The organism is Aquimarina hainanensis (assembly GCF_042684685.1).
Taxonomy (GTDB): Bacteria; Bacteroidota; Bacteroidia; order Flavobacteriales; family Flavobacteriaceae; genus Aquimarina; species Aquimarina hainanensis.
This window is the reverse complement of the sequence record NZ_JBHULX010000001.1, coordinates 348,779-371,531: the sequence shown is the minus strand read 5'-3', so window position 1 is coordinate 371,531 and position 22,753 is coordinate 348,779. Positions and strand designations below refer to the sequence as shown.

Here is a 22,753-nt window from a genome sequence, read left to right as displayed (position 1 = left end):
TTTCTTATAACGGGTTCTATTAATCAAAAAATCAATATCACTGAATTCTTTTTATGCTACAAGAATTACAATGTTGTGATTTGTATCGGTCCTGCCCACTCACTATATGTATCTAAGTTACATCTAGAGCGTACATATACATTATAAGTGGTTCTTGATTCTAATTTTTTTATTTCTACATTGTTACTTCCTACGTTAAGGATATTTCCTTCCTCACCTACGATTGGCTCATCATTTTTTGCAATGTTGTCATCTAGTTTTTGGTATCTTACTTCCCAAGACTGCTCTTTATAGATAGCGTCTTGCTCCCATATGACATTTACAGTTTCATTCGTTACATCTTCTGTAGAAAGACCTTTTGGCTCCACACATATGGTGCTCACTTGATCATCTATTGTTACTTCTGTCCCTGAAGTAGTAGTCGTATCAAAAGATTCTGATTCGCAACTTATTAGTGCAATCGAAAACAAGGTTAGAAAAAGGGCTTTTTTAATCATTTTTTTAAAATTTAAATAGTGCTTTAAATAATTATTTTGGTTAAAAATTCGAGGCAAAAGTATTTAAAAAAACAATACAAAAAGCATGTGAAAAAGCTACCTAACTAAAAGAAAAATAGAGACTTACAAAATGAAAAAATAAGAGATTCGCATTAAACAATTGATCGGATTGCACATAATGGAACTAAAACAAAAGAGTTTAGTTAGAATCATTCATTTTTTTAACAAAAAACACAAGAAATCAAAAACACATAAAATGTTAATAAAAACAAAAAATACTGACAAAAACTCAATAAAAAAATCAAAAACAACTCAATTTTTATCATTTACATAATAAAAAGACTTTTTTTTAATGAATACATCAAGATCAAAAAGAAAAATTGTTCATTATTGACAAAAAAAAGAGACTTTCCTTTTGTATTCGAAAAAATAACGGCACTTTTTTTCTTCAAAAAAGACTTTTTACAAAGAAGTTTGCTTCTATTTGCTCATTCGTTCCATAGACGGAATGACTAAAAAAGGCACATTTGTATGATACACTATTTGATTTACAACAGGCTTAAAAAGTAAATTATCAAAAAAAGAATGCTTATTATGTATCATAGCCAATAGATGAATAGGATTTTTTTTCTGATAATCCTCAATTGCTTCTATTACGTCCATTCCATCTGTAATATGAAATGTATGTGTATTTTCTTTAAAATATTCATCCAAAAATACTTTGGTTTCTTCCTGATAATCACTTAACGACAATCCGTAATAAGCATATAACATTGTTAGTTTGGTCTGATGGTTTGTACTTATTTCTTTGATAAAAGAAAGCGCTGTATTATCTGTATTCAGGTTATAATCTGTAGGGAAAAGGATTTCTTTTGGAGTAATATAAGCATATTCTTCTGGTACTGCTATAACGGGACACTTTGCTTTTTTTATCATATACATCGTATGGGTGCCCATAAAAATTTCTTTTGCTCCAGTAGCCCCCTTTGTCCCCATCACAATAAGATCTATACCCTCATTATCAATGACCTGCAATGCCTCATCAATAAGCGTATTAAAGGCTGACCTATGAATGAAATGATGTCTCGGGTTTTGAAATTCTTCTTTTATTTTTTCTATGATGATTTCCAGTCCTTTTTCTGAGTTTTCCCTTGAAATATCTTCTAACTGATACATCTGTTGATTTTCTAACAAATACTGATCATGATAGGATATAGGGGTATATGTGTTCAACAAATAGAAGGTACAAGTTTCATTTTCATATAAACGAAGTGCGTATCGTATGGCATTAAATGCATTTTCTGAGAAATCTGTTGGTAATAGAATTTTTTTCATGGTGTATCGTCTTTTATTTTCTTGGTAAGTTTTGCATTACCAGAAATGGTATCGTAATCTGTAATCCTATCTTATCAATCGTCGACTGAAAAAATATATATTCCAAAAATGAATGTCTGGAATTAACCATAACCAGCATATCGATAGCCTTATCTCTTATAAATGTATTGATTTCTTGTGATAGGCTCTCGGAGGCTTCTCTGTGAAAAGTAAGGTGATTTTCTTTAAAACAATCTTCCAGAAACAGCTTATTGTCTTCTTGCCGGAAGGATAATTCATCAGAATCCGAAATAAACAACATGTGAATCATCGATCTATAACTCTTGGAAATCGTAGATAACAGTCTCAACTCTCTCTTCTTATATGGAATTTTAAAATTCGTAGGAAAAAGGATTTTTTTAGGTTGTGTATATGAGCCATAAGATTGAGGAATTGCTAAAACAGGACATTTTACATATTTCATCAAGTGCAGGGTATTACTCCCAAAAATAGCATATTTATGGGAAGTTTGTCCTTTGGTTCCCATAAGAATCAGATCGATATTTTCTTGATCTGCCAATACATTTGCAGCATCTACCAATTCATCAAAAACAGCTATTTTATGGTACTCATGTTTTGGATTGGGAGAGATTCCCCTAAGTGTCGTCTCAACCTCTGTTAATTGCTGAATTGTTTTCTTGTGAATTGCGTTTTTTAACGCTTCAAAAGTTTTTCTATCAGGAATCATTTCTTCCGCATAAACTTCATCTGCATACGCATGTAATATAAAGAATTCACAGCGTTCATACTTATAAAGTTCTGCTCCATACCGAAAGGCATTCATTGCATTTTCAGAGAAGTCTGTAGGGATTAGAATTTTCCTCATAATGATCGGTTTTGTTATGATTATGATACTTCAAAACTACTGAACCAATTTCTATAAAACCATGATAATTATCAGGTAATATGTCTCTTCCTATGGTATTAATTATTGAGGGATTTGTACAATAAAAGTACTCCCCTTATTTTCTTCGCTGATATAAGATATGGAACCTCCGAGGCTTTCCAGGTGGCTTTTTACAATATTCAGACCGATACCTGTTCCTTGATTAAGTAATGCATTTTCTGCTCTAAAATATCTATTAAAAATAAACTTTTGTTCCTTCTCAGGAATTCCTATCCCTTCATCTCTAACAATAAACTCCAGCATCTTTCCTTCTTTTCGAACAACCAGATCAATTGTTGTATCTTCTGGGGAATATTTTACTGCATTGTGAATCAGATTAGATAAAACCAATTCTAATATCTTCTCATCAAATTCAACTATATATTCTTCAATATTCTCTGGATAAGTGATCTTCTGTCCTGATTTTAATAGCATATTAGCACCATACAGTACTTCATTGACTACTTTACTCAAAGGAAATGAGGTGAACTTATAATTTACTTTTCCGCTATCTATACGTTCTATAGACAAGAAATCATTGAGAATTCCATCGAGGTACCTGATTTTACTTTTTATGGTATTGAGGTGCTTTTCTCTTTTCTCCTGTTGTTCTGTTTTGACATACTTTCCTGCCAAAGTCGCTGAGGTCAAAATGCCACTTAGTGGAGTTTTAAACTCATGAGAAACCAGCGAAAGAAACTTGGTTTTCAACTCATTAAGCTCTCTTTCCTTGCGTAAGGATTCTTTTATCTTATTTTCTGCTTCCTTTCGTTTCTTAACTTCATCACGTAGTTCTGACACTGTTTTCCCAAGCTCTTCTGTGCGTTCATTAATCCGTTGTTCCAGCTTATCATTCAGCTCTAAGATCAATCGTTCTTGCTCTTTTCTTATAGAAATATCAATAATCAACGCCATTACATAGTGCTTTTCTCCAATATGGAAAGGGGTCAATCCTACTTCTACCGGAAATTGTCTTCCGTCTTTTCTACAACCGAAAAGATCTCTTCCTCTTCCCATTTGTCGTTTCCCGCTATTCATCATGAAGTTACTCACATGCTGCTTATGTTCTATATGGTACCTCTCGGGAATCAGTATATTCAGATGTTTTCCTACTAATTCCCTGGATTCATATCCAAACATGTCATCCGAACAAGTATTTGTTGCTACAATAATTCGTTCTTCATTCACTACGATGATTCCTTCAGAAATCGCATCTGAAAGAATCTTAAAAATCTCGCTGTTTTCTTCAATTATCATATTGAGGTCAAAAATAACAATTTTAATTCGTTGCTGAGATTCATTTATTAATGAACCCACAAATAAAAATGTAAATTATTTCACAGACATCTCTCTAAGAAAGGCTTGACTCTTTATCAAAAAAAACAATCAGCTAAGATGTCCCTAACTGATTGTTTTAATTACAATGATATTTATTATCAAATATTAAAAAGTCGTTACTCCGTCATTTGGTTGATACACATAGTTAAATGTATAATATCTGCTACTACCCAATATAATTTCCTGAGTTAAATCTGCCGGAGCTGGTGCATCTTTATAATAACTTAGGATTTCTAGCTTAGCATATCTCCCATCACGGGTTTTTACTACTAATACTTTTCCTACTACTGGAGAGACAATATGAGTAGTAGAATCGTATGTATACCATCCTTCCCCGGATCCCGTTGAAATAGCTAAACCATCAGCTCCATCCTGAGTCAGTTTTGATGTATCAACAGAGGTTACACCTGCTAAAGAGGTTCCTGATGTTATATAGGCAGCCGCTTCTCCTGATCTAGCAGGCTCATCAGTTGTCCCTGAAGGAGCTCCTCCATTAACGATAATAGTTGTTCCTCTAAAAGCGATATCCCATTCCTGGTCACTTGTAGTTATCTTACCTGTTTTAAAATCAAATTTGGTAAACGGTCCGGAAACCGGCTTTCCTTGTCCTCCTTGCTGAGGAGCATGAATATTAGACGCCTTACTTGATTCTACTTCCATTAATGGTGCAGCATCATCGTCACTACTACATGAAGTTACGCCTACAAAAAGCAATAACATTCCTAATAAAACTGTCGTTCTCATATATAATAAAAATTAAAATTTAAACATTACTTTCCCATAAACCATTCTTCCAGGAAGATTCGAAATATTCGCTGCATCTGTATAATCGAATATATTATCCACCCCAAAACTCATTGTATACGATTCATAAATTGTCTTATTAATCGCCCAATCCAAAATCACATAGTCCTCGACAAACACATCATAATCATCCAGGTAGGTATTATTATTCGAATCAAAAAGTCCATATTTACTTCTATAGGTCGCTCTGATATTGGTATTTAATTTCCATCTGGGGTGGGTATAAAAGATTTTTCCATTAATCATATGACGAGACCTGTTCAACAGACCGAAATAATCTTTCTCTGATAACTGAAAAGCACTCAACGTTTCCGGGTCTCTGGCAAAAACCTGACCATTTTCAAAAGCCTCCTGTGCTTCTTTATCCTTGGCATACAATAATTGGTATCCTGCAGTAAATAGAATAGAAGGAGATATTTTATATTTTACATTTGTTTCTATCCCATAGGTATATACCTTGCTAATATTCTGATAACTAAATACGTTCTGACCATTTGTTTTATTCGCTATTACCTGAGTTTCTATCATATCTTTCAGATCATTACGAAATGCATTGATATCAACTGATAGCCCTTCTATAGGTTTATAAACAAGTCCAAGATTATAATTCACTGAGCTTTCTGATTTTAGTTTTCCGTCAAATTCAGTAAGCGGGATTACAATTCTGTTGATTAAACCCAGAGCTTGTAACTCTCTAATTCTTGTGGGAGCAGCATTATAGCCCAATACAGTATACCCGACAGAAGAATTTGTAAAATCAAAATACAATTGTCTGAAATCCGGTGCTTTAAAACCTACCCCTACACTGGTCTTTACTGCTACTCTATCAGAGATATTATATCGCAAAGCTATTTTGGGACTAAAATGAGAAGCATATTCACTATGGTTATCAAACCTAAATCCGGGAATTACATTCAATTTTCCAAAAAAATGCCCATCATACTGTACGTATACATACTGGGAATTAAACTCAGGATTATCGGAAAAACTGGTTCGCTCAAGTCGTTCATTCTTCCATCCTACCCCTCCTATAAATGAATGGTTTTTATTCACTGTATACGTCATTCTAGCTTCGGGAAGCTGTAATCGTTGATCAAAAAAACTCTCATCCAGTTTTTCTCCGTTAGTACCCTGTAGAAACTCTTCGGCTTTATATTGTGTACTATATATATCCAGATATCCTTTTGTTTTTTCAGAAAAAGAATGGCTGATCTTTACACGTGCATTCCATTCTTCTAAGTTCCCTTCCCCTTCATTTCCAGCAGAAGAGACTACCTCTTGTTTCTGATCATAGTATCTTCCCGAAACCAGAATGGCTGTCTTTTCTGACCACTCATAACGCAATTGAGAACTGATAGTATAATTGGAGAAAGGGTCTACTGTATTTGTTATATCTAAAGGGTTCAGATCATATCCATCACTGCTATAACGATTAAAAAAACCTTTGACAGATATCTTATCTGCTCCATATGCCAATGCGAGATTTCCATCGTGAACATTATAATCACTAAAACGATAATTCACACTTCCATGTAATCCATCAAACTTCTTTTCTGTAATGATATTGATTACTCCTCCCAATGCTTCTGATCCGTACAAGCTAGAAGAAGCTCCTTTGACGACCTCTATTTGTTTAACATTACCTAATGTTATTCTATTCATATCCAGCGTTCCTGCCGAACGCCCTACAAGAGGTACTCCATCTATTAAGATCAAGATATACTGAGAATCAAAACCTTGCATTTGCACTCCCTCTCCTCCTCCAAAATCAGGAATAGTAATTACCCCTGTTTGTTCGTTAAGAATATCACTTAAGCGTACTGAGTTAATTGCTTCTATTTCTTTCTTGGTTACAATCTGAGCAGGTAAAGGAAGGGAAGAAACCTGTCGATAGGTACGCGTAGCTGTAATCATAACCTCCTCCAGTTTTTGTTCCTGAATATGGGTAGAGTCTGTTTTTTTTTGAACTTCCTGAGAAAAAGAAAAACAACTAATAATCAACGATATACTAAACAAAAATGATCTCACGGGGTTATAAAGACATAAATTCGGCTACAAATATATTCTCTATTTTAAATAAATCTAAATAAATTTAATATTTTTGTACCGAAATAACATTTAAAAAAACCCCCGATGAAAAGAGTAGCATTCATCAGTATCTATTTCTGTGCACTAGCATTGATCAATGCACAAACAAAAAAACAACAAGACCAAAAAGCCATTAAAGACATGTGCGGTTGTTATGAAGTTGGTTTTAATTTTGCCGAAACATTTTCCTATTCCAAGGATTCGACTTATAAGCCATCTAAGAAAAAACATGCCAAAGCAATTGAATGGGTACAATTGGTTGAAGACGCTGATGATAAAATTGCCATGCAACATTTGTTAGTGATCAATGATACGATGGTGATTAAACACTGGAGACAAGATTGGTTATTTCAAAATACAGATCAATATTTATTTAATGCAAATAACAACTGGAAATTCAATAAATTATCTCCGGAGGCTGTAAAAGGTCAGTGGACTCAGAGGGTATTTCAGGTAGATGATAGTCCTAGATATGAAGGGTCTGCTACCTGGGTTCATGTAGATGGCAAAAGCTTTTGGGAAAACAGAACTAGTGCCCCTCTTCCAAGAAGAGAGTATACCAAACGAAGTGATTATAATGTGACTGTTAGAGGAAATAGACATGAAATCACCAAAACCGGATGGAATCATTTACAGAATAATGATAAAGTGATCAGAGCATCAAACAAAGAAGATATTGTTTTGGCAAAAGAGTTTGGACTTAACACTTATACAAAAGTTGATGACAGCAAATGTGTAGCTGCTCAGAAATGGTGGAAAGAAAACACAGAAGTTTGGAAAAAAGTAAGGAATAAGTGGAGTTCAGTTTTTAGCAAAAACAAAGACTTAACACTATCTGCCAAAGTAAAAAACAAGAGGCTTTACAAATACTTATTCGACTTGGAAGCCACAGCTAAAGATAAAGAAATAAGTGACATTATTGATTCTTTTGTCGTTCAACAATAATGATCAAAACCGATTTATATAATAAGTAAACGCCATACTTTTTTATAACGTTACAACCCGAATAGTTTTAATTAATTATTTGGGTTGTTAATTTTATAAATCAGGTGTAAACACCTATACATCTCAACAAGCGATTTAGATATATTTGGCACTTATTAAACGTTGATACGGTTGTTTTTTTTAGGAGGAAAACGGTTATGATTAGATTTTACAAATAATACTCCTTCTGCAATACATAAGTTAAGATAATAAAGTCATTACAGCCTTATCACTAATAAACCTAGTTAATGCCCGTACCCCAGGTAATGGGCATTACTTTTATCAAACCGGTAAACTTTGTTCTTGTTTTTCCTTATAATTCTTCTAATAGCTCCGTTGCTTTGTCAAAGTTGTAGTTTTCTGGGTCATTAAGAATCAAATGCAACTGCTTCTTTACATTCTCCACATCTCCTTTTCGCAAGTACACCATTGCTTTATACCAATAAGCCTTACTACTTTCTACAGTTTCTGTCTCTAACAACTGGTCAAAAACAGTTATTGCTTTTTCATATGCTTCCAGCTCCAGATAAGAAGCTCCTAAATACGCTAACACATAAGGTAACTGATCTGTTTTATTGGTCTCTACTACATCCGTAAATATTGCTATAACCCGTTCATATTCTTTTTCTGTAAAGGCCTGCTCCCCGGTTATCAATATGTTTTTTTGAGTTCCTTGTGTAACAAACGAGGGTAAATTATCCCACTCATTATACATAGCATATAATTCTGATGTTTGAGGTTCTCCTGTGAATAGCGTAACAAAAAAGAAAATAATTACTCCTACGGCTCCTAAAAGAGCATACAGATACTTTTTTTTCTTTTGTCTCCCCTGGTTTTCCTCCTTCTCAAAATATCTTTTCCCTCCTTGTTTTACAGCTTGAATATCTCTTTCATACACTTCGCTTCTTCTATAGCTCACAACAGCATCAATCTCTTCTTTATATTCTTTTTTTTCTATGAGGTTCCATCCATTATCCGTAGCAACATCTTTGACAGACAGCTGCATCATGACTTCTTTTTTTAGCCTAATATCTGCTTCCATTTCTTCTTCGAATGCATTTTTATCATCCTCACTTAGCTCCCCTCGGATGTAAGCATCAATCTTTCTATATACAGTTTCATCGTATTCCATATTCTTTCTTCGAATTATAGAAAATCACATCTTGGATTTTATTAGTTTCATTAATTTACTTCTACACTTAAAGATTCGTTGTCTCGCTGTATTAATTGTCGCATATGAAAACTCTTTGATAATTTCCTGATAAGAAACTCCATTAAAAAACAACGAAAGTAACTCTTTGCAATTTTCTGACAGCTGATCATATTGTTCCTGATACAGTTCAAAACGTTTTTGCTCTACTGCAAACATTGCCATATCCGTATCTTTATCTACTAGTGCAACCTCTTTATCTTTTATTACCCATTTTTTTTGCTTTTCTAGTTCTCTTCGCCACATATTTTTACTTACGGTAAACAAATAGGCTTCAAAATTATCTATTTCTAACCCTCGCTCCCTTACTGCAAGTATGATACTGATTAAAGATTCCTGAAAAACATCTTTCGCTCTGGCATGGCATCCTTTATTTTGAAGAATAAATTGTAAAACCTTAGGAAAGAATCTCTCATATATTTCTGAGATCACCACACTATCCCCCTTCAATAATGCTTCTATAAAACGATTTCCTGATTGCATTAATTTCTTATAAATTTATTTACGCTGCCCAACACCTCTCTAAATACTTGAAAATAAATACACTATATTTACCATCCCCTATCGAGCTTTCACTTAACCGATTTTAACTTTGTTATTACACAAACAAGATAAAAAAAATCGGGTAATGAACTAATAGTTCATACACTATTATATAAAACAGTAACTCCATATAAACTAAACAACAATGACACGTTTAACCCCTCTTGTAAGTATCTTGATTCTATTGTTTTTGTATTCCGGTTGTAGTCGGGATCCATTACAGGAACCAATAGTCAAATCAATTCCAAAAACACCTGAAAATCAATCTTCAAAAAATGCACCACTCCAAAATCTTCCTATTGAATCTTCAAATGAGCTCATTGTTCAGTTTAAACAAGGGGTTTCTACCGTTCAAAAACAAGCCATCCGACAACGATATGAAGTAAAAACCTATCAAACATGTAATTGTTCTAATCAACAAATAGAAAAATGGGAATTCAAAGAAGGCATCGATATAGAAGGTAGGAAAGGTCAAATAACGCAAGATGACGTTGGAATAGAAAGTGTCGATAATGAATTTTCTTATCTTATGGAAGCTGTTACTACAGGCTGGATTCCTTATTCGCAATCTCCGGATCTTATTCGATCTCGAACCAAAGCAAATAATGCAGGAATAACAATTGCTATTCTGGACACAGGAATTCACTTACAAAAACTTCCTGTCTCTACTCCATTTCTATACAATCCGGGAAGAAATACGACAACGCTACATACAGATATTCGAGTAAGAAGAAATCAATCCCCTTTTGTGCAATCCTCACAAAGACCAAGAACCCCCTGCTCATATAACGGACAAACAGAGATTTCTGGTTGGGATTTTGTCAATCATGATTTTGATACCTTCGATGATCACGGTCATGGAACAAAAGTTGCTAATGTTATCATTACTAATATGGAAAATGAACAGATCAACAATTATCAGATTCTCCCTGTCAAAGTAATGAATGATCAAGGAAAAGGTTCCTATTTTGACCTGATCTGCGGCTATATTTATGCCTCAAAAAAAGAATCGGTAAGTATCATCAATATGAGTTTTGGCTGGTATAACACTCCATTTGTTTTACTCCCTAAACTTATGTCAGAAAACACACACATCACCCATATCACCTCTGCCGGAAACAGTAATAAAAATACTGATTTCTATCCCCACTACCCTTCTGCTTACCCCTTTGATAATGTCATTGCTGTAGGAAGTTTTAATGAAGGAAAGGATGGGAAAGTCTCGTTTTCTAACTACGGAAGAAACAGCGTGGATTTTCTTTCACTAGGTACTGCAGTCCCTATAGAAGATAATCTGGGAGATATTTCTTATGCATATGGAACTTCTTTTGCAGCTCCCTTTGTAGCCGTTAAAGCAGCAAAACACAAAATTGATTTTAACGAAACCCCTTTGGAAATAACAAACAGAATATATACCAACGGAACTCCTGTTTCTTTCCCTACATTTACAAAATACAATGTGATAGTAGAATAAACTACTAAGCGTATTATAAAAGAACACTCTTCTAGACCGTTTTTTTTTAAGTAACTGGCTAATCAGCCCATCCCGAACATGCGGGTTTAAAAAAAACAGTGTGGAAGGGTGTTTCTTTTTTTAGTTAAAAAAGATGCCTACATTTAAGTATTGCATTTACAATTGATTAATGAAACCCTTATTATGCGTTCATTATTTGCTTTTTTTCTGATTTGTTTTTTTTATAATGTATCATACACACAAGAGAACACTCCTCTACAACAAGAAATTCTCAATAGCTATGAACGGATTACTACTTCGACAACGAAATCGTATCCTGAAAAAGCAAAAGAGTTACATGCTTTATCTTTTCCTAAAAAGACAGCTGATGACTCCCTGTTTACAGCACAATTATACCATCAAATCGGAATCTTCAATTTTAGAAATAGCGATTATGAAAATGCTGTAAGAAACACTCGGAGAGCTGTGAAAATACGTTCTTCTTTTAAAGACTCCCTTCCTTCAAAACTTAATAATAGCCTAAACAATCTAGCATATATATTATTAAAAAATGACAAGCACTCACTGGCATTTAGACACTATCAGCAATTGATTAATAACGAGCAAAAAGATCGGTTTACTATCAAAGCCTATGTGCAGATTGTTTCTATTCTTGTAGATTGGGGAGACTATCATCAAGCCCTTCATTACCTCGAAGAAGCAGCTCTTCTAGTTGCTAACAATCCTCCATTACAGCCTCAATTATACAAGATATACCTGAGTTTTTCTTTTGTTTATTCAGAAATGGAATCGGAAACATATAGTAAAAAAGCTATTCTTTTTTTACAAAAAGCCGAGAAAGCGATAAAAGAACTCAATAGAACGCCTTCTATAGGTGTACAACTTACGATCTACAACCGATATGGTCATTGTTATGATGAGCTTTCAGATTACAAAAAAGCAATCGAATGGTATCAGAAAGCACTTTCATTAGATCACGATCAGATGACGACAAACCACCTCACTACACTATACAACAATATCGGGTATGCATATTTTAAGATCAAAGAGTCAGATACTGCCTATACTTACTATCAAAAAGCATTAGAAAAAGATACCCTTAATTCTATGATCCATGATAATCTGGGAGATTTCTATTTATCCAGAAGAAGATACGTTGATGCCTTACAAAGTTACCAAAAAGCAATCTCCTATGAAGCAAACCTATTTTCTCTTCCCAACTATAAAAAACTCCCTTCTTCTGAAGTTTTATTGCGGGCGCCTCAAAAGGTGAAATTAGTAAATGACCTCAAGGACAAAGCCTATGCCTGGCTCTCCTATTATCAGGTTTCTAAGAAGAAGCAACAATTATTATACGCTCTGGAAACCATTAAGACCGCAGATATGCTTATTGATACAATTCGATCTCAAAGCACCGAAAAACAATCTAAATATTTTTGGCGGTCTAAAGGAGTAGATTTGTATATGCTGGCTACCTCTGTTTGTTACTTACTTCAAAAACCTGCAGAAGCTTTTTACTTTATGGAAAAAAGCAAATCCTTGTCTCTCCTAGAAAATCTTACCAAAGAAGAAGCCAGAAAAAGAACGAATCTACCCAGAAAGATTATTGAAAAGGAGCAAACATTAAAACACAATATCCTGGCAGCTGAACAAAGTTTTTATACCGATACTACAAAAACTAAATCAGAAAAACTACAGCATATTCGACAACAAAGAAAAAAACTTGAGGTCTTTATTGATTTTCTAAAAAAACAGTACCCAGCATATTATGCGCTCCAAAAAAAACAATCGATAATTTCCCTACAAGCATATAGAACACAAATACAAAACGGCACAGGAAACAGTATTCAATACATGCTCTCAGAAGATTCTGGATACGGTCTGTTTATTACTAAAAATCAAACACATTTCTTTAAAATCCCAGAAGCCATTTCTCTAAATAAAAACCTTCGGGATATTCAGCCTTTTTTTACTAAACCTATTTTTTCTACAAAAGAACGTGTAGCGTTTAAGAAGTTATCATTTGCTATATACCAAGCATTATTTCCTGTAGAAATCAGAGCAACCATAGCACAAGAAAAGAAGATCGTTGTTATACCAGACCATCGATTGCACCTTTTTCCTTTCGAATCATTAATCACCTACTTAGGAAAAGAATCAAATCAGTTACCATTTTTAATCTATGATGTAGACATTCATTATCAATATTCGTTTTCTTTACTTCACAAACTCGCCCAAAAAGATAGCACGGTAAATCCTACTGCTATTGCTTTTGCCCCGGTTCGTTTCTCAAATAAAAAGCTTACCACTTTAAGTAGAAGTGAACAAAAATTAAACGAAATCGGTCGCTTGTTCCCCACCACTCTATTTACCAAAGAAAAAGCTTCAAAAAACAATTTTATAAAGGAAGCTGCTCCTTATAGTATTGTTCATCTCTCTACCCATGCCAATGCAGTTAGTAATAAAGAGCCCTGGATTGCTTTTCATGATGCTTCTTTGTCGTTGAGTGAACTATACTTTATCCAAAGCAATGCTGAACTTGTTATCCTCGATGCTTGTAAAACAGCACTTGGCGAAATGAAACAAGGAGAAGGTATTTTGAGTTTATCGAGAGGCTTTTTTCACGCTGGAGCTAATAGTGTTATTTCTTCTTTATGGAGCACTAATGAGAAATCCAGCAATGAAATTATTCTCAGTTTTTATCAGTTTCTCAAAAAAGGAGAAGACAAGTCATCTGCCTTGCGTAAGGCTAAACTTCAATATCTCCAAACACATCAAGCTAGTGAATTATCTCCATATTTCTGGGCTCCTCTTATTCTCAACGGAAGGAAAAAAAATGTTTTTCACACACCTTCTTATTCTTATTTTTTAGTTATCGGAGGAAGCATACTTTTATTGTTACTCCTGATAGGAGGATATGTTTTATTCAAAAAAAAGAACTCAAAACAGGAATACGCAGGTAACAATAGTAATTCTATATAAAAATATCTGATCTGGAAGAACTCTCCTTTACTTTTATAATAAACACTTCTTCTCTTCTGCAATTAACAGTACCTTTGCGGCATGTCAAATTTTTTGAAAGATCAATCCTCTGTTTTAAAAAAACTGGGAATTACTCAGCTAAACCCAATGCAGGAAGAAGCTAAGCTGGCTATCTCTTCCACAGCATCTACTATTTTACTTTCTCCAACAGGAACAGGGAAAACTATTGCTTTTTTGCTTCCTGTTATTGGGGGACTAACTCCTGACAATGACCAAATTCAAGCTTTGATTTTAGTCCCTTCCAGAGAATTAGCTATCCAGATAGAGCAAGTTTGCCGGGAAATGGGAACCGGATATAAAGTCAACGCTATTTATGGAGGACGTCCTATCGCTAAAGATAAAGTAGAACTGCAACATCTCCCTGCGATATTGATTGGAACTCCAGGAAGAATTGCAGACCACCTAAGAAGGCAAGCATTTACTTCTACGCATATACAAACACTGGTCCTTGATGAATTTGACAAAGCACTGGAAGTTGGGTTCGAATCAGAAATGAAAGAAATTATTTCCTTGCTCCCTGCACTAAAAAAACGAGTGCTCACCTCTGCTACTCATGAAGCCCAAATTCCATCATTCGTAGGAGTTTCTGATCCGATATATATTAATTATCTGGATCAAAAAAAAACGCAATTATCAATTCAATCGGTAACGACTTCCTCTGACAAAAAACTAGACACCCTACGTGACCTCATTTTTCATATCGGCAATAAGCCTGGTATTGTTTTTTGTAATTTTAAGAATACAATTCAGGAGGTAAGCACTTTCCTAACACAGAATCATATACAACACGGATGTTTTTATGGAGGTATGGAACAAAAAGACCGGGAAAGAGCCTTAATTAAATTTAGAAATGGAACCCATCAAATTCTTGTTGCTACGGATTTAGCAGCAAGAGGAATTGATATTTCAGAATTACAGTTTATCATACATTACCAACTTCCTTTAAAAAGCCAAGAATTCATCCATCGCAATGGAAGAACTGCGAGAATGCACAATAAAGGAATAGCTTATATTATAGATACGACAGATAGCAATTTACCTGAATTCATTCACAATCATAAGGTTATTACTATACAGAACAATGCACAGCCACTACTTCCATCCAACTGGATAACATTGTTTATCTCAGGAGGAAGAAAAGACAAAATCTCCAAAGGAGACATCGCCGGGCTATTGATGAAACAAGGAGGGCTGTCTAAAGATCAGGTGGGAGGTATCGAGCTAAAGCAAGATTGTGCTTTTGTAGCCGTACATCCTGAAAAAAATCTGGAATTCCTAAAAAAAATCAATAATACAAGACTAAAAAAGAAGAAAGTCCGAATAACAAAAATATAAGATATACTCCTTCGCTATATTCCATATCTTTTAATTCGACACGTAATTTTTTTATCGCTCTGTATACCTGAGTCCTTACAGTTTCGATAGAGGTTCCCATAATTTCAGCGATCTCTTCGTATGTTTTTTCGTTGTGATACCGATATTGAATTGCTTCTCTTTGCTTTTCAGGGAGCCTACATAATGCATCAGATAATCTGGAGGTATGTTCCTCCACTGTTTCTTCATTGATAAGAACATCTTCAATTGATCGTTCTTCTGTAAAAGTAAACACTATATTCTCAGAAGAAATTTCTTTAACTTCTCTTTTGCTTTGTCTACTTATTTTTCTTCTTAAGGATCTGTAAAGATAATATTCGGCATTAGAAACCTCAGATAAAGATTTCCTATACTTATAAATATCCAAAAAAAGATCGTGAATTGAATCTTTAACAATATTTTGATTATTTACATACCTCATCCCATAAGAGAATAAAGAATCAACATACAGGCAATATAACTCATTCAAAGCTACGGTATTACCCTTCTTTATTTCTCTCCATAATCGTACTCCATGTTCTATTTTATTTCCCATAAATCTCCCACTTTTTCTAAGAACTCTCTAATAATCTTTGCCTAAAGATAGAAACTTAATCAAAAAAGACAAAAAAACATGCTAATAACATATTAAAAATATATTTTTCTTAAAAAAAAATTAAAACAGCTGTCTATGAATTCATTTTTTAATGCTTTATTAATATAAAGCCTCTGTTTTAATCTTTTTTTAACATAATTAATTCATAAAAATAACTTAGTGAATAAAAAGCATACATATATCATAAGTAAAGAAGAAAAGAAGGAATTACAACATCGAATAAACACTTCTATTCGAAAAGTACAGCAAAAAGAAAAACGTAATAGAAAACGTTTCTTTTACTTTTCTTCTGCCGCTTCTGTTATCATTCTTATTGGTGCAACTTTTATCTATAATTATAAAAAGTCATCTGATACTTTATATCAATATGTCGAGATAACAAATATTAATAATGCTTCATTAACAGATGGAACCATCAAAGTAATTCAAAATAATAAAGAAGTAATTTCTCTACATGAAGAAAACCCTAGTATTACATATTCCAAAACAGGAAAATCTATTCAGGTTAACAATAAAAAAGTAGCAGTTTCAGAAACTACCGATACGCATACAGAGACATTTAATACGATTGTGGTTCCTTATGGAAAAAGATCTTTTTTAACACTTTCGGATGGATCTAAAGTTTGGTTAAATTCTGGAAGTAAATTGACATATGCCAGTACTTTTAAAAAGGATAAACGAGAAGTACACCTGACAGGAGAAGCTATTTTTGATGTAGCACATGATAAAGAACGACCATTTCATGTATTGACACATGACTATGATGTAGAAGTTCTCGGTACTGTATTTAATGTCAGTAGCTACCCCGAAGACTCATTTACGAAAACTTCCTTGAAAAGCGGAAGTGTAAAAATTAATTATGGTACTGCTGATTTTTTCGGAAAGCGTTCTTCTCTAAAAATTATACCTGGCAATCAGATCTCTTATGACAGAGTCTCTCGAAAAATTACCCGAGGGAAAGAAGATATTCTGGCATGTATGTCCTGGAGAGATGGTGTCTTTATTTTTCACAAAAAGAACTTATCTGATATTATCAAAAAGGTATCCAGATATTACAACATTGACATCGAAAGCGATCATCCTGAAATTGAAAAACTTACTTTTTCTGGTTCTTTAGATCTTAAAGATTCTATAGAAGAGGTATTAGACGTTCTAAAAGAAACAACCAAATTCACATATATAAAGCAAGACCAAAAAATAATCATTAATTATAAAAACAGCCCGCCAATGAAGTAAGCAATAATACCCTATTTTATTTTCAAAAAAAATTCAGAAGATGCGCCAACATCTTCTGAATGAATAAATTAAATATCGCGTCGAACAACATTTAATTACGGACTACAAAAATATGAATAAAAAAAGTAAGCCAGTTCTTTTTATATCAAAAAAAGAGCTTAACAAACTCTTATTGAGTATGATTAAGATATATGTTTTATGCTTATGCTTTGGATTAAGCAGTATTTATGCAAAAAGCACATATGGCCAGGATAAAATAAACCTAGAGGCTAAGAACCTCAGTATAGAAGATTTTTTTAAAGAAATAGAGAAAAAAAGCAACTTTATTTTCTTTTATAATGACAATATAACAGACTATAAAAAAAGAATTTCTATCAATGCTAAAAAAGAATCTATTTCTTCAATCCTATCTCGGGTTTTAACAGACAAAAATCTAGCTTTCAAAATTATAGAACGACAAATTATTGTCACTAAAGAAGCTAGAAAAGCTAAAAGACAAACAGTTGCCAGAGGAAAAATAACCGATACCAAGGGGATTCCTCTTCCCGGAGTAACCATTGTTATAGAGGGAACAAATAAAGGAACAACCAGTGATTTTGACGGGAATTATGAAATTCCGGTTTCCAAAGGTCAGACACTAGTTTTTAGCTTTCTGGGAGTAAAAACAAAGAAGGTCATTGTGGGAGATAGTCTAACAATCAATGTCACTATGGAAGATGATGTTGAGGATCTGGACGAGGTCGTTATAACCGGTTACCAAAATATTAAAAAGGTATTTTTTACCGGAGCGTCTCAATCTTTAAAAACAGAAGATATAAAGCTAGAAGGTGTTCCTGATGTTGCTCGATCTTTAGAAGGGCGTGCTGCCGGAGTAAGTGTACAAAACGTAACAGGTACCTTTGGAGCAACTCCCAAGATTACAATTCGTGGTTCTTCTTCTATTCTAGGAGATACGAAACCGATCTGGATTGTAGATGGAGCCATACAGGAAGAAATCATCAACTTATCGTTAAATGATTTAGTTTCTGGAGATACCAATACCCTTTTAAGTTCTGCTGTAGCTGGGCTAAATGCATCAGATATAGCAAGTATTGAAATTCTTAAAGATGCCTCTGCAACAGCACTCTATGGAGCAAGAGCCCTAAATGGTGTAGTTGTTATTACTACTAAATCCGGAAAAAGAAATCAGAAAACAAATATCAGCTACTCTGCTGAATATGCTATCAGACCCATCCCGAAGTATTCACAATACGATTTATTGAATTCTCAGGAAACAGTCTCTATCTACAGAGAGTTAGAATCTAAAGGGTTTTTAAGCTTACCCCAAAGCTTACAGGGAAGATTCGGAGGAATCTATAACATTATGTACAATAGAATAAATACCTTTGACCCTGCAACAAACTCATTCCTTTTAGAAAATACTCCTGAGGCAAAAGCTCGTTTTTTACAGCAATTTGAATTATCCAACACTAACTGGTTTAAAACGCTTTTCCGTGAGACACCAACCCAAAGTCATTCTTTGAGTTTCTCCGGAGGAGGTGAAAATTCTGCACAATACGCTTCTATAGGTTATTATGCAGATCCGGGATGGACGATAGCTGACAGAGTACGAAGATTAACAGGAAATATCAGAAATACATATTTCCTAAATGACAATTATAAAGCAACGGTTCTTTTACAAGGATCTTTCAGGGACCAAAATGCGCCCGGTGCATTTGACAGACAAACCGATGTAGTAAATGGAGGATTCAACAGGGACTTTGATATCAACCCTTTTAGTTATGCCTTAAATACCAGTAGAGCTATCCGCCCCAGAGATAACAATGGGAACCTGGAATATACAAGATACAACTGGGCTCCTTTTAATATTTTAAACGAACTGGAGAACAACACAACGGAATTAACTGTTTTAGACCTTAAATTCCAGGGAGAATTTGAAGCAAAGCTAACGGATGAATTAAAATATAACTTCCTGGGTACTGCACGATACGCCACCTCTACAAATGAGCATAAAGTACGAGAAAACTCCAATGTAGCAGGAGCCTACAGAGCGAATGAGACAACTATTGTAGAAGATCAGAATACTTTTCTGTTTAATGATCCAGAAAATCCGAATGCCAGACCACAAGTCGTATTACCTTCTGGAGGGATCTATACAAGAAGAGAAAACAAAATCGTCACTTATAATTTTAGAAATACACTGGACTTCAATAAAGAGTTAAGTGATAGAAGCGATCTCCGAGTATATCTTGGACAAGAGTTCCGATATGCAAACAGAGAACAAAGCTTTAACAGAGGTTTTGGATATCAATTTTCTAAAGGAGGAGTTCCTTTTACCGATCCTGATATTATTACAAAACTCATTTTAGATGGAGGAAACTATTTTGGGTTAAATCAAAGTAGAGAAAGAGGAGTTACTTTTTTCACTACGGCTACTTATGCATTTGATAAAAAATACATTATCAATGTTACAGGAAACTACGAAGGATCTAACAGAGCCGGAGAATCTGCCAGTACTCGTTGGTTACCTACCTATAATATTGGAGGGAAGTGGAATATAGATCAGGAATCATTTATGCAGGATGTATCCTGGATTTCTAAATTAGCAATCCGACCAAGCTACGGGCTTGTAGGATTATTAGCAGATAATGTAAGTAACAACTTACCTGTTTTTAGAAATGTAATAACAGATCGATTCAACCCTAGCACCAGAGAAAATGCGATAAACATAGAGGATCTTCAAAACACCGAACTAACCTGGGAAAAAACATTTGAGTTTAACTTGGGATTAGAAGCAGGTTTTTTCAACAACCGTATCTCTTTTGTTGCAGATGCATACTCCAGAAAAGGAGAAGACCTCATCGACGTAGTACGAACTTCAGGTATCGGAGGAGAGCGATTAAAGTTAGCTAATAACGCTACTATGAATACCAAGGGACTTGAATTTCAGCTAAACACTGAAAACATCGTTACACCTAATTTTAAATGGAACACAACAATCAACCTATCTTATTTTGATCAGGAAATAACAGAATTACAGCAAAAACCTAATGTATTAGACCTTGTTTCTTCTACAGGTGGAAATGCTATTGGTTTCCCTAGAGGAGCCCTGTTCTCATTCCAGTTTGATAAATTAGATGACAGAGGGTTACCTAATTTTATCTTTAATGATGATAGAGATCCTGTAACAGGTATTGATTTTCAAGAGATAGAAGATATACAAGATTATCTAAAATACGAAGGATCTATAGAGCCTAACTTTACCGGAGGTATTTCTAATAATTTCTCCTATAAGAACTGGAACTTGAGTTTCTTCGCTACTTTCTCTGCGGGTAATAAAATTCGATTACACCCTTATTATTCTTCAAATTATACTGATCTATCTGTATTCCCTAAGGAATTTACAGACAGATGGCTGGCTCCTGGAGACGAAAACAGAACCACTATTCCTGTTATTCCTTCCCAAAGACTTATCAACGAAGTAGGAGTGAATGAAATCAGAAGAGCGTATAATGCGTATAACTTTTCTTCTGAAAGAATCGCAGACGGAGGTTTCGTTCGTATGAAAAATATCTCCTTATCCTATGCTTTCTCAAAAGAAGCACTGGATCTTATTCATCTATCTACGTTAAAGTTAACATTCCAGGCCACAAATCCTTTTTTAATTTATTCTGATAAAAAGTTACAGGGACAAGATCCGGAATTCTTCAGAACAGGTGGTGTTTCATACCCTGTTGCTAAGCAATATACTTTTTCACTTAATCTAGGATTTTAACAAACAAAAAAGATGACTATGAAACTTATAAAAAACATACTAGGTACTCTATTAATAGCAATAAGTACAGTTTTATTTTCTTGTGACTCTTTTTTAGATGAAGTACCAGATAATAGAACACAGATAGACAATGCAGAAAAAATTGCAGAATTATTAACCAAGGCATACCCAGAAGCTTCTTATACCACTTTTATAGAACCCAGAACTGACAATGCCGATGACAAAGGGGCTAGCGCAAGAGAACTACGTGTAAACACAGAAATGTATTTCTGGAGAGATGTAGATGATCCTGATAGTGATTTCCCTACTAATTATTGGAATGAATCCTATAAAGCTATTGCTCAGGCTAATCATGCCTTAGCTGCAATAGAAGAACTCGGAGGAGGAAGTGATTTGAACTATCTAAAGGGAGAAGCACTGTTGGCTCGAGCCTATGCGCACTTCATGTTGGTTAATATTTGGGGGAAAACATACAACCCTGCAACTGCAGCCTCTGATCTTGGAATCCCATATGTAACAGAGCCGGAAGATATTGTAATCAAAGATTACAAACGAAATTCCGTAAAAGAAGTATATGATATGATTGAAGCAGATCTAACAGCAGGGCTTCCATTAGTAACAAATAGATACAACGTTCCTAAATTTCACTTTACTATTAATGCTGCCAATGCATTTGCCTCGCGATTTTATACCTATAAAGGAGACTGGCAAAAAGTAATAGAACACAGTTCTATTGTGTTAGAAAATAATGCTGCTTCTGTTTTAAGAGACTGGGGAGGGGATTATCAAAATCTGACATATAGTGAGACTACTGTAAGATATTCTGCTATAGAAGATCCTTCCAATCTACTATTAGTATCAGGAGGTTCTTTATTCGGTAGATTTTTTGCTTCTGCAAGGTATCAATTATCTTCAGACCTAAGAGCAGATCTTTTTGATAATAATACCAACCCTATTGATAACAAAGGATGGGCTTATAGAGTATTCGGTAATGATTTATTTTTAAACATTCCTAAATATGATGAGTACTTTAGAGTTACCAATGCTGCAGCTAATATTGGGTTTGCATTTACGACCTATGTATTGCTTTCTACCGATGAAGTATTATTAAATAGAGCAGAAGCTTACGCTATGCTAGGACAAGATGATAATGCCCTTCAGGATATGAACACTTTCTTATCTATTAAAACAAGGCAATATGACGCTGGTACTGATATATTGTCTCTGGACGATATTAAATCATACTACGCTACAGATAATGGAGTGTACTCTCCTTTTTATGACATCCCGGAAGCACAACTTCCTATAATTCATGGAATAGCTGAGTTCCGAAGAAGAGAATTTCATAACGAAGGATTACGTTGGTTCGATATCAGAAGATACAATATGGAGGTTATTCATAGAGATTTCTTCGACAATGAATTCGTCCTTACGAAAGAAGATAACAGAAAGCAACTGCAAATACCCGCAGACGCTATCGCATTTGGTTTACAACCAAATCCTAGATAAAAATATTAATTAAAAGAGATTATT

16 protein-coding genes are annotated in these 22,753 nt (G+C 34.3%); 7 read left to right on the top strand and 9 right to left on the bottom strand.

Annotated elements, in window-relative coordinates; translation table 11 throughout:
- Positions 1 to 65: 65 nt before the first annotated feature.
- The 6 genes from ACFSTE_RS01700 to ACFSTE_RS01675 form a co-directional block, all read right to left on the bottom strand.
- Positions 66 to 497: a fibronectin type III domain-containing protein gene (locus ACFSTE_RS01700; protein ID WP_176027863.1), complete on the bottom strand. Its 432-nt coding sequence runs from the start codon at positions 495 to 497 to the stop codon at positions 66 to 68.
- A gap of 480 nt (positions 498 to 977) precedes the next feature.
- Positions 978 to 1,832 (bottom strand): universal stress protein, encoded by an 855-nt coding sequence (locus tag ACFSTE_RS01695; RefSeq protein ID WP_176027864.1) that lies wholly within the window; start codon positions 1,830 to 1,832, stop codon positions 978 to 980.
- A gap of 13 nt (positions 1,833 to 1,845) precedes the next feature.
- Positions 1,846 to 2,697, bottom strand: coding sequence for a universal stress protein (locus ACFSTE_RS01690; protein ID WP_378258137.1), 852 nt, complete (start codon positions 2,695 to 2,697; stop codon positions 1,846 to 1,848).
- Positions 2,698 to 2,799: 102 nt separating this feature from the next.
- A complete protein-coding gene (locus tag ACFSTE_RS01685) occupies positions 2,800 to 4,014 on the bottom strand; it encodes a PAS domain-containing sensor histidine kinase (RefSeq protein ID WP_378258964.1) in 1,215 nt (404 codons plus the stop codon).
- A gap of 186 nt (positions 4,015 to 4,200) precedes the next feature.
- Positions 4,201 to 4,839 carry an HmuY family protein gene (locus tag ACFSTE_RS01680; RefSeq protein ID WP_378258135.1) on the bottom strand — a complete coding sequence of 213 codons (639 nt, stop codon included), beginning with the start codon at positions 4,837 to 4,839 and terminating at the stop codon, positions 4,201 to 4,203.
- Between the two features lie 12 nt (positions 4,840 to 4,851).
- Entirely contained in the window at positions 4,852 to 6,927 is a 2,076-nt protein-coding gene (locus ACFSTE_RS01675) for a TonB-dependent receptor plug domain-containing protein (RefSeq protein WP_378297923.1), read from the bottom strand.
- A gap of 105 nt (positions 6,928 to 7,032) precedes the next feature.
- Here ACFSTE_RS01675 and ACFSTE_RS01670 point away from each other — a divergent pair, with 105 nt between their 5' ends.
- A complete protein-coding gene (locus ACFSTE_RS01670; RefSeq protein ID WP_378258131.1) occupies positions 7,033 to 7,932 on the top strand; it encodes a DUF6607 family protein in 900 nt (299 codons plus the stop codon).
- Positions 7,933 to 8,284: 352 nt separating this feature from the next.
- On the opposite strand, the gene ACFSTE_RS01665 is transcribed toward ACFSTE_RS01670, so the two are convergent.
- Positions 8,285 to 9,103, bottom strand: coding sequence for a tetratricopeptide repeat protein (locus ACFSTE_RS01665; protein ID WP_378258129.1), 819 nt, complete (start codon positions 9,101 to 9,103; stop codon positions 8,285 to 8,287).
- Between the two features lie 24 nt (positions 9,104 to 9,127).
- On the bottom strand, positions 9,128 to 9,664 hold the full coding sequence (locus tag ACFSTE_RS01660) for an RNA polymerase sigma factor (RefSeq protein ID WP_176027869.1): 537 nt from the start codon (positions 9,662 to 9,664) through the stop codon (positions 9,128 to 9,130).
- A 205-nt stretch (positions 9,665 to 9,869) separates the two neighbouring features.
- On the opposite strand from ACFSTE_RS01660, the gene ACFSTE_RS01655 reads away from it, so the two are divergent.
- From ACFSTE_RS01655 to ACFSTE_RS01645, 3 genes are all read left to right on the top strand, one after another.
- Entirely contained in the window at positions 9,870 to 11,198 is a 1,329-nt protein-coding gene (locus ACFSTE_RS01655) for a S8 family serine peptidase (RefSeq protein WP_378258127.1), read from the top strand.
- Between the two features lie 183 nt (positions 11,199 to 11,381).
- A complete protein-coding gene (locus ACFSTE_RS01650) occupies positions 11,382 to 14,180 on the top strand; it encodes a CHAT domain-containing protein (RefSeq protein WP_378258125.1) in 2,799 nt (932 codons plus the stop codon).
- A gap of 81 nt (positions 14,181 to 14,261) precedes the next feature.
- Positions 14,262 to 15,575 (top strand): DEAD/DEAH box helicase, encoded by a 1,314-nt coding sequence (locus ACFSTE_RS01645; RefSeq protein ID WP_378258123.1) that lies wholly within the window; start codon positions 14,262 to 14,264, stop codon positions 15,573 to 15,575.
- Here ACFSTE_RS01645 and ACFSTE_RS01640 read toward each other — a convergent pair.
- Positions 15,526 to 16,149 carry an RNA polymerase sigma factor gene (locus ACFSTE_RS01640; protein ID WP_378258121.1) on the bottom strand — a complete coding sequence of 208 codons (624 nt, stop codon included), beginning with the start codon at positions 16,147 to 16,149 and terminating at the stop codon, positions 15,526 to 15,528. The genes ACFSTE_RS01645 and ACFSTE_RS01640 overlap by 50 nt on opposite strands.
- A 219-nt stretch (positions 16,150 to 16,368) precedes the next feature.
- Between ACFSTE_RS01640 and ACFSTE_RS01635 the strand changes: the two genes are divergently transcribed.
- The 3 genes from ACFSTE_RS01635 (at position 16,369) to ACFSTE_RS01625 (ending at position 22,729) form a co-directional block, all read left to right on the top strand.
- Complete coding sequence (locus ACFSTE_RS01635) at positions 16,369 to 17,445, top strand: FecR family protein (RefSeq protein ID WP_176027874.1); 1,077 nt, start codon at positions 16,369 to 16,371, stop codon at positions 17,443 to 17,445.
- 178 nt (positions 17,446 to 17,623) lie between these two features.
- Complete coding sequence (locus ACFSTE_RS01630; RefSeq protein WP_176027875.1) at positions 17,624 to 21,220, top strand: SusC/RagA family TonB-linked outer membrane protein; 3,597 nt, start codon at positions 17,624 to 17,626, stop codon at positions 21,218 to 21,220.
- Positions 21,221 to 21,238: 18 nt separating this feature from the next.
- Positions 21,239 to 22,729 (top strand): RagB/SusD family nutrient uptake outer membrane protein, encoded by a 1,491-nt coding sequence (locus tag ACFSTE_RS01625; protein ID WP_176027876.1) that lies wholly within the window; start codon positions 21,239 to 21,241, stop codon positions 22,727 to 22,729.
- Positions 22,730 to 22,753: the final 24 nt, after the last annotated feature.

What these genes read in the sequence shown, in the direction of transcription:
- ACFSTE_RS01700 (WP_176027863.1), bottom strand. Translation starts at nt 497, where the DNA reads ATGATTAAAAAAGCCCTTTTTCTAACCTTGTTTTCGATTGCACTAATA.
- ACFSTE_RS01695 (WP_176027864.1), bottom strand. Translation starts at nt 1,832, where the DNA reads ATGAAAAAAATTCTATTACCAACAGATTTCTCAGAAAATGCATTTAAT.
- ACFSTE_RS01690 (WP_378258137.1), bottom strand. Translation starts at nt 2,697, where the DNA reads ATGAGGAAAATTCTAATCCCTACAGACTTCTCTGAAAATGCAATGAAT.
- ACFSTE_RS01685 (WP_378258964.1), bottom strand. Translation starts at nt 4,014, where the DNA reads ATGATAATTGAAGAAAACAGCGAGATTTTTAAGATTCTTTCAGATGCG.
- ACFSTE_RS01680 (WP_378258135.1), bottom strand. Translation starts at nt 4,839, where the DNA reads ATGAGAACGACAGTTTTATTAGGAATGTTATTGCTTTTTGTAGGCGTA.
- ACFSTE_RS01670 (WP_378258131.1), top strand. Translation starts at nt 7,033, where the DNA reads ATGAAAAGAGTAGCATTCATCAGTATCTATTTCTGTGCACTAGCATTG.
- ACFSTE_RS01665 (WP_378258129.1), bottom strand. Translation starts at nt 9,103, where the DNA reads ATGGAATACGATGAAACTGTATATAGAAAGATTGATGCTTACATCCGA.
- ACFSTE_RS01660 (WP_176027869.1), bottom strand. Translation starts at nt 9,664, where the DNA reads ATGCAATCAGGAAATCGTTTTATAGAAGCATTATTGAAGGGGGATAGT.
- ACFSTE_RS01655 (WP_378258127.1), top strand. Translation starts at nt 9,870, where the DNA reads ATGACACGTTTAACCCCTCTTGTAAGTATCTTGATTCTATTGTTTTTG.
- ACFSTE_RS01650 (WP_378258125.1), top strand. Translation starts at nt 11,382, where the DNA reads ATGCGTTCATTATTTGCTTTTTTTCTGATTTGTTTTTTTTATAATGTA.
- ACFSTE_RS01645 (WP_378258123.1), top strand. Translation starts at nt 14,262, where the DNA reads ATGTCAAATTTTTTGAAAGATCAATCCTCTGTTTTAAAAAAACTGGGA.
- ACFSTE_RS01640 (WP_378258121.1), bottom strand. Translation starts at nt 16,149, where the DNA reads ATGGGAAATAAAATAGAACATGGAGTACGATTATGGAGAGAAATAAAG.
- ACFSTE_RS01630 (WP_176027875.1), top strand. Translation starts at nt 17,624, where the DNA reads ATGATTAAGATATATGTTTTATGCTTATGCTTTGGATTAAGCAGTATT.
- ACFSTE_RS01625 (WP_176027876.1), top strand. Translation starts at nt 21,239, where the DNA reads ATGAAACTTATAAAAAACATACTAGGTACTCTATTAATAGCAATAAGT.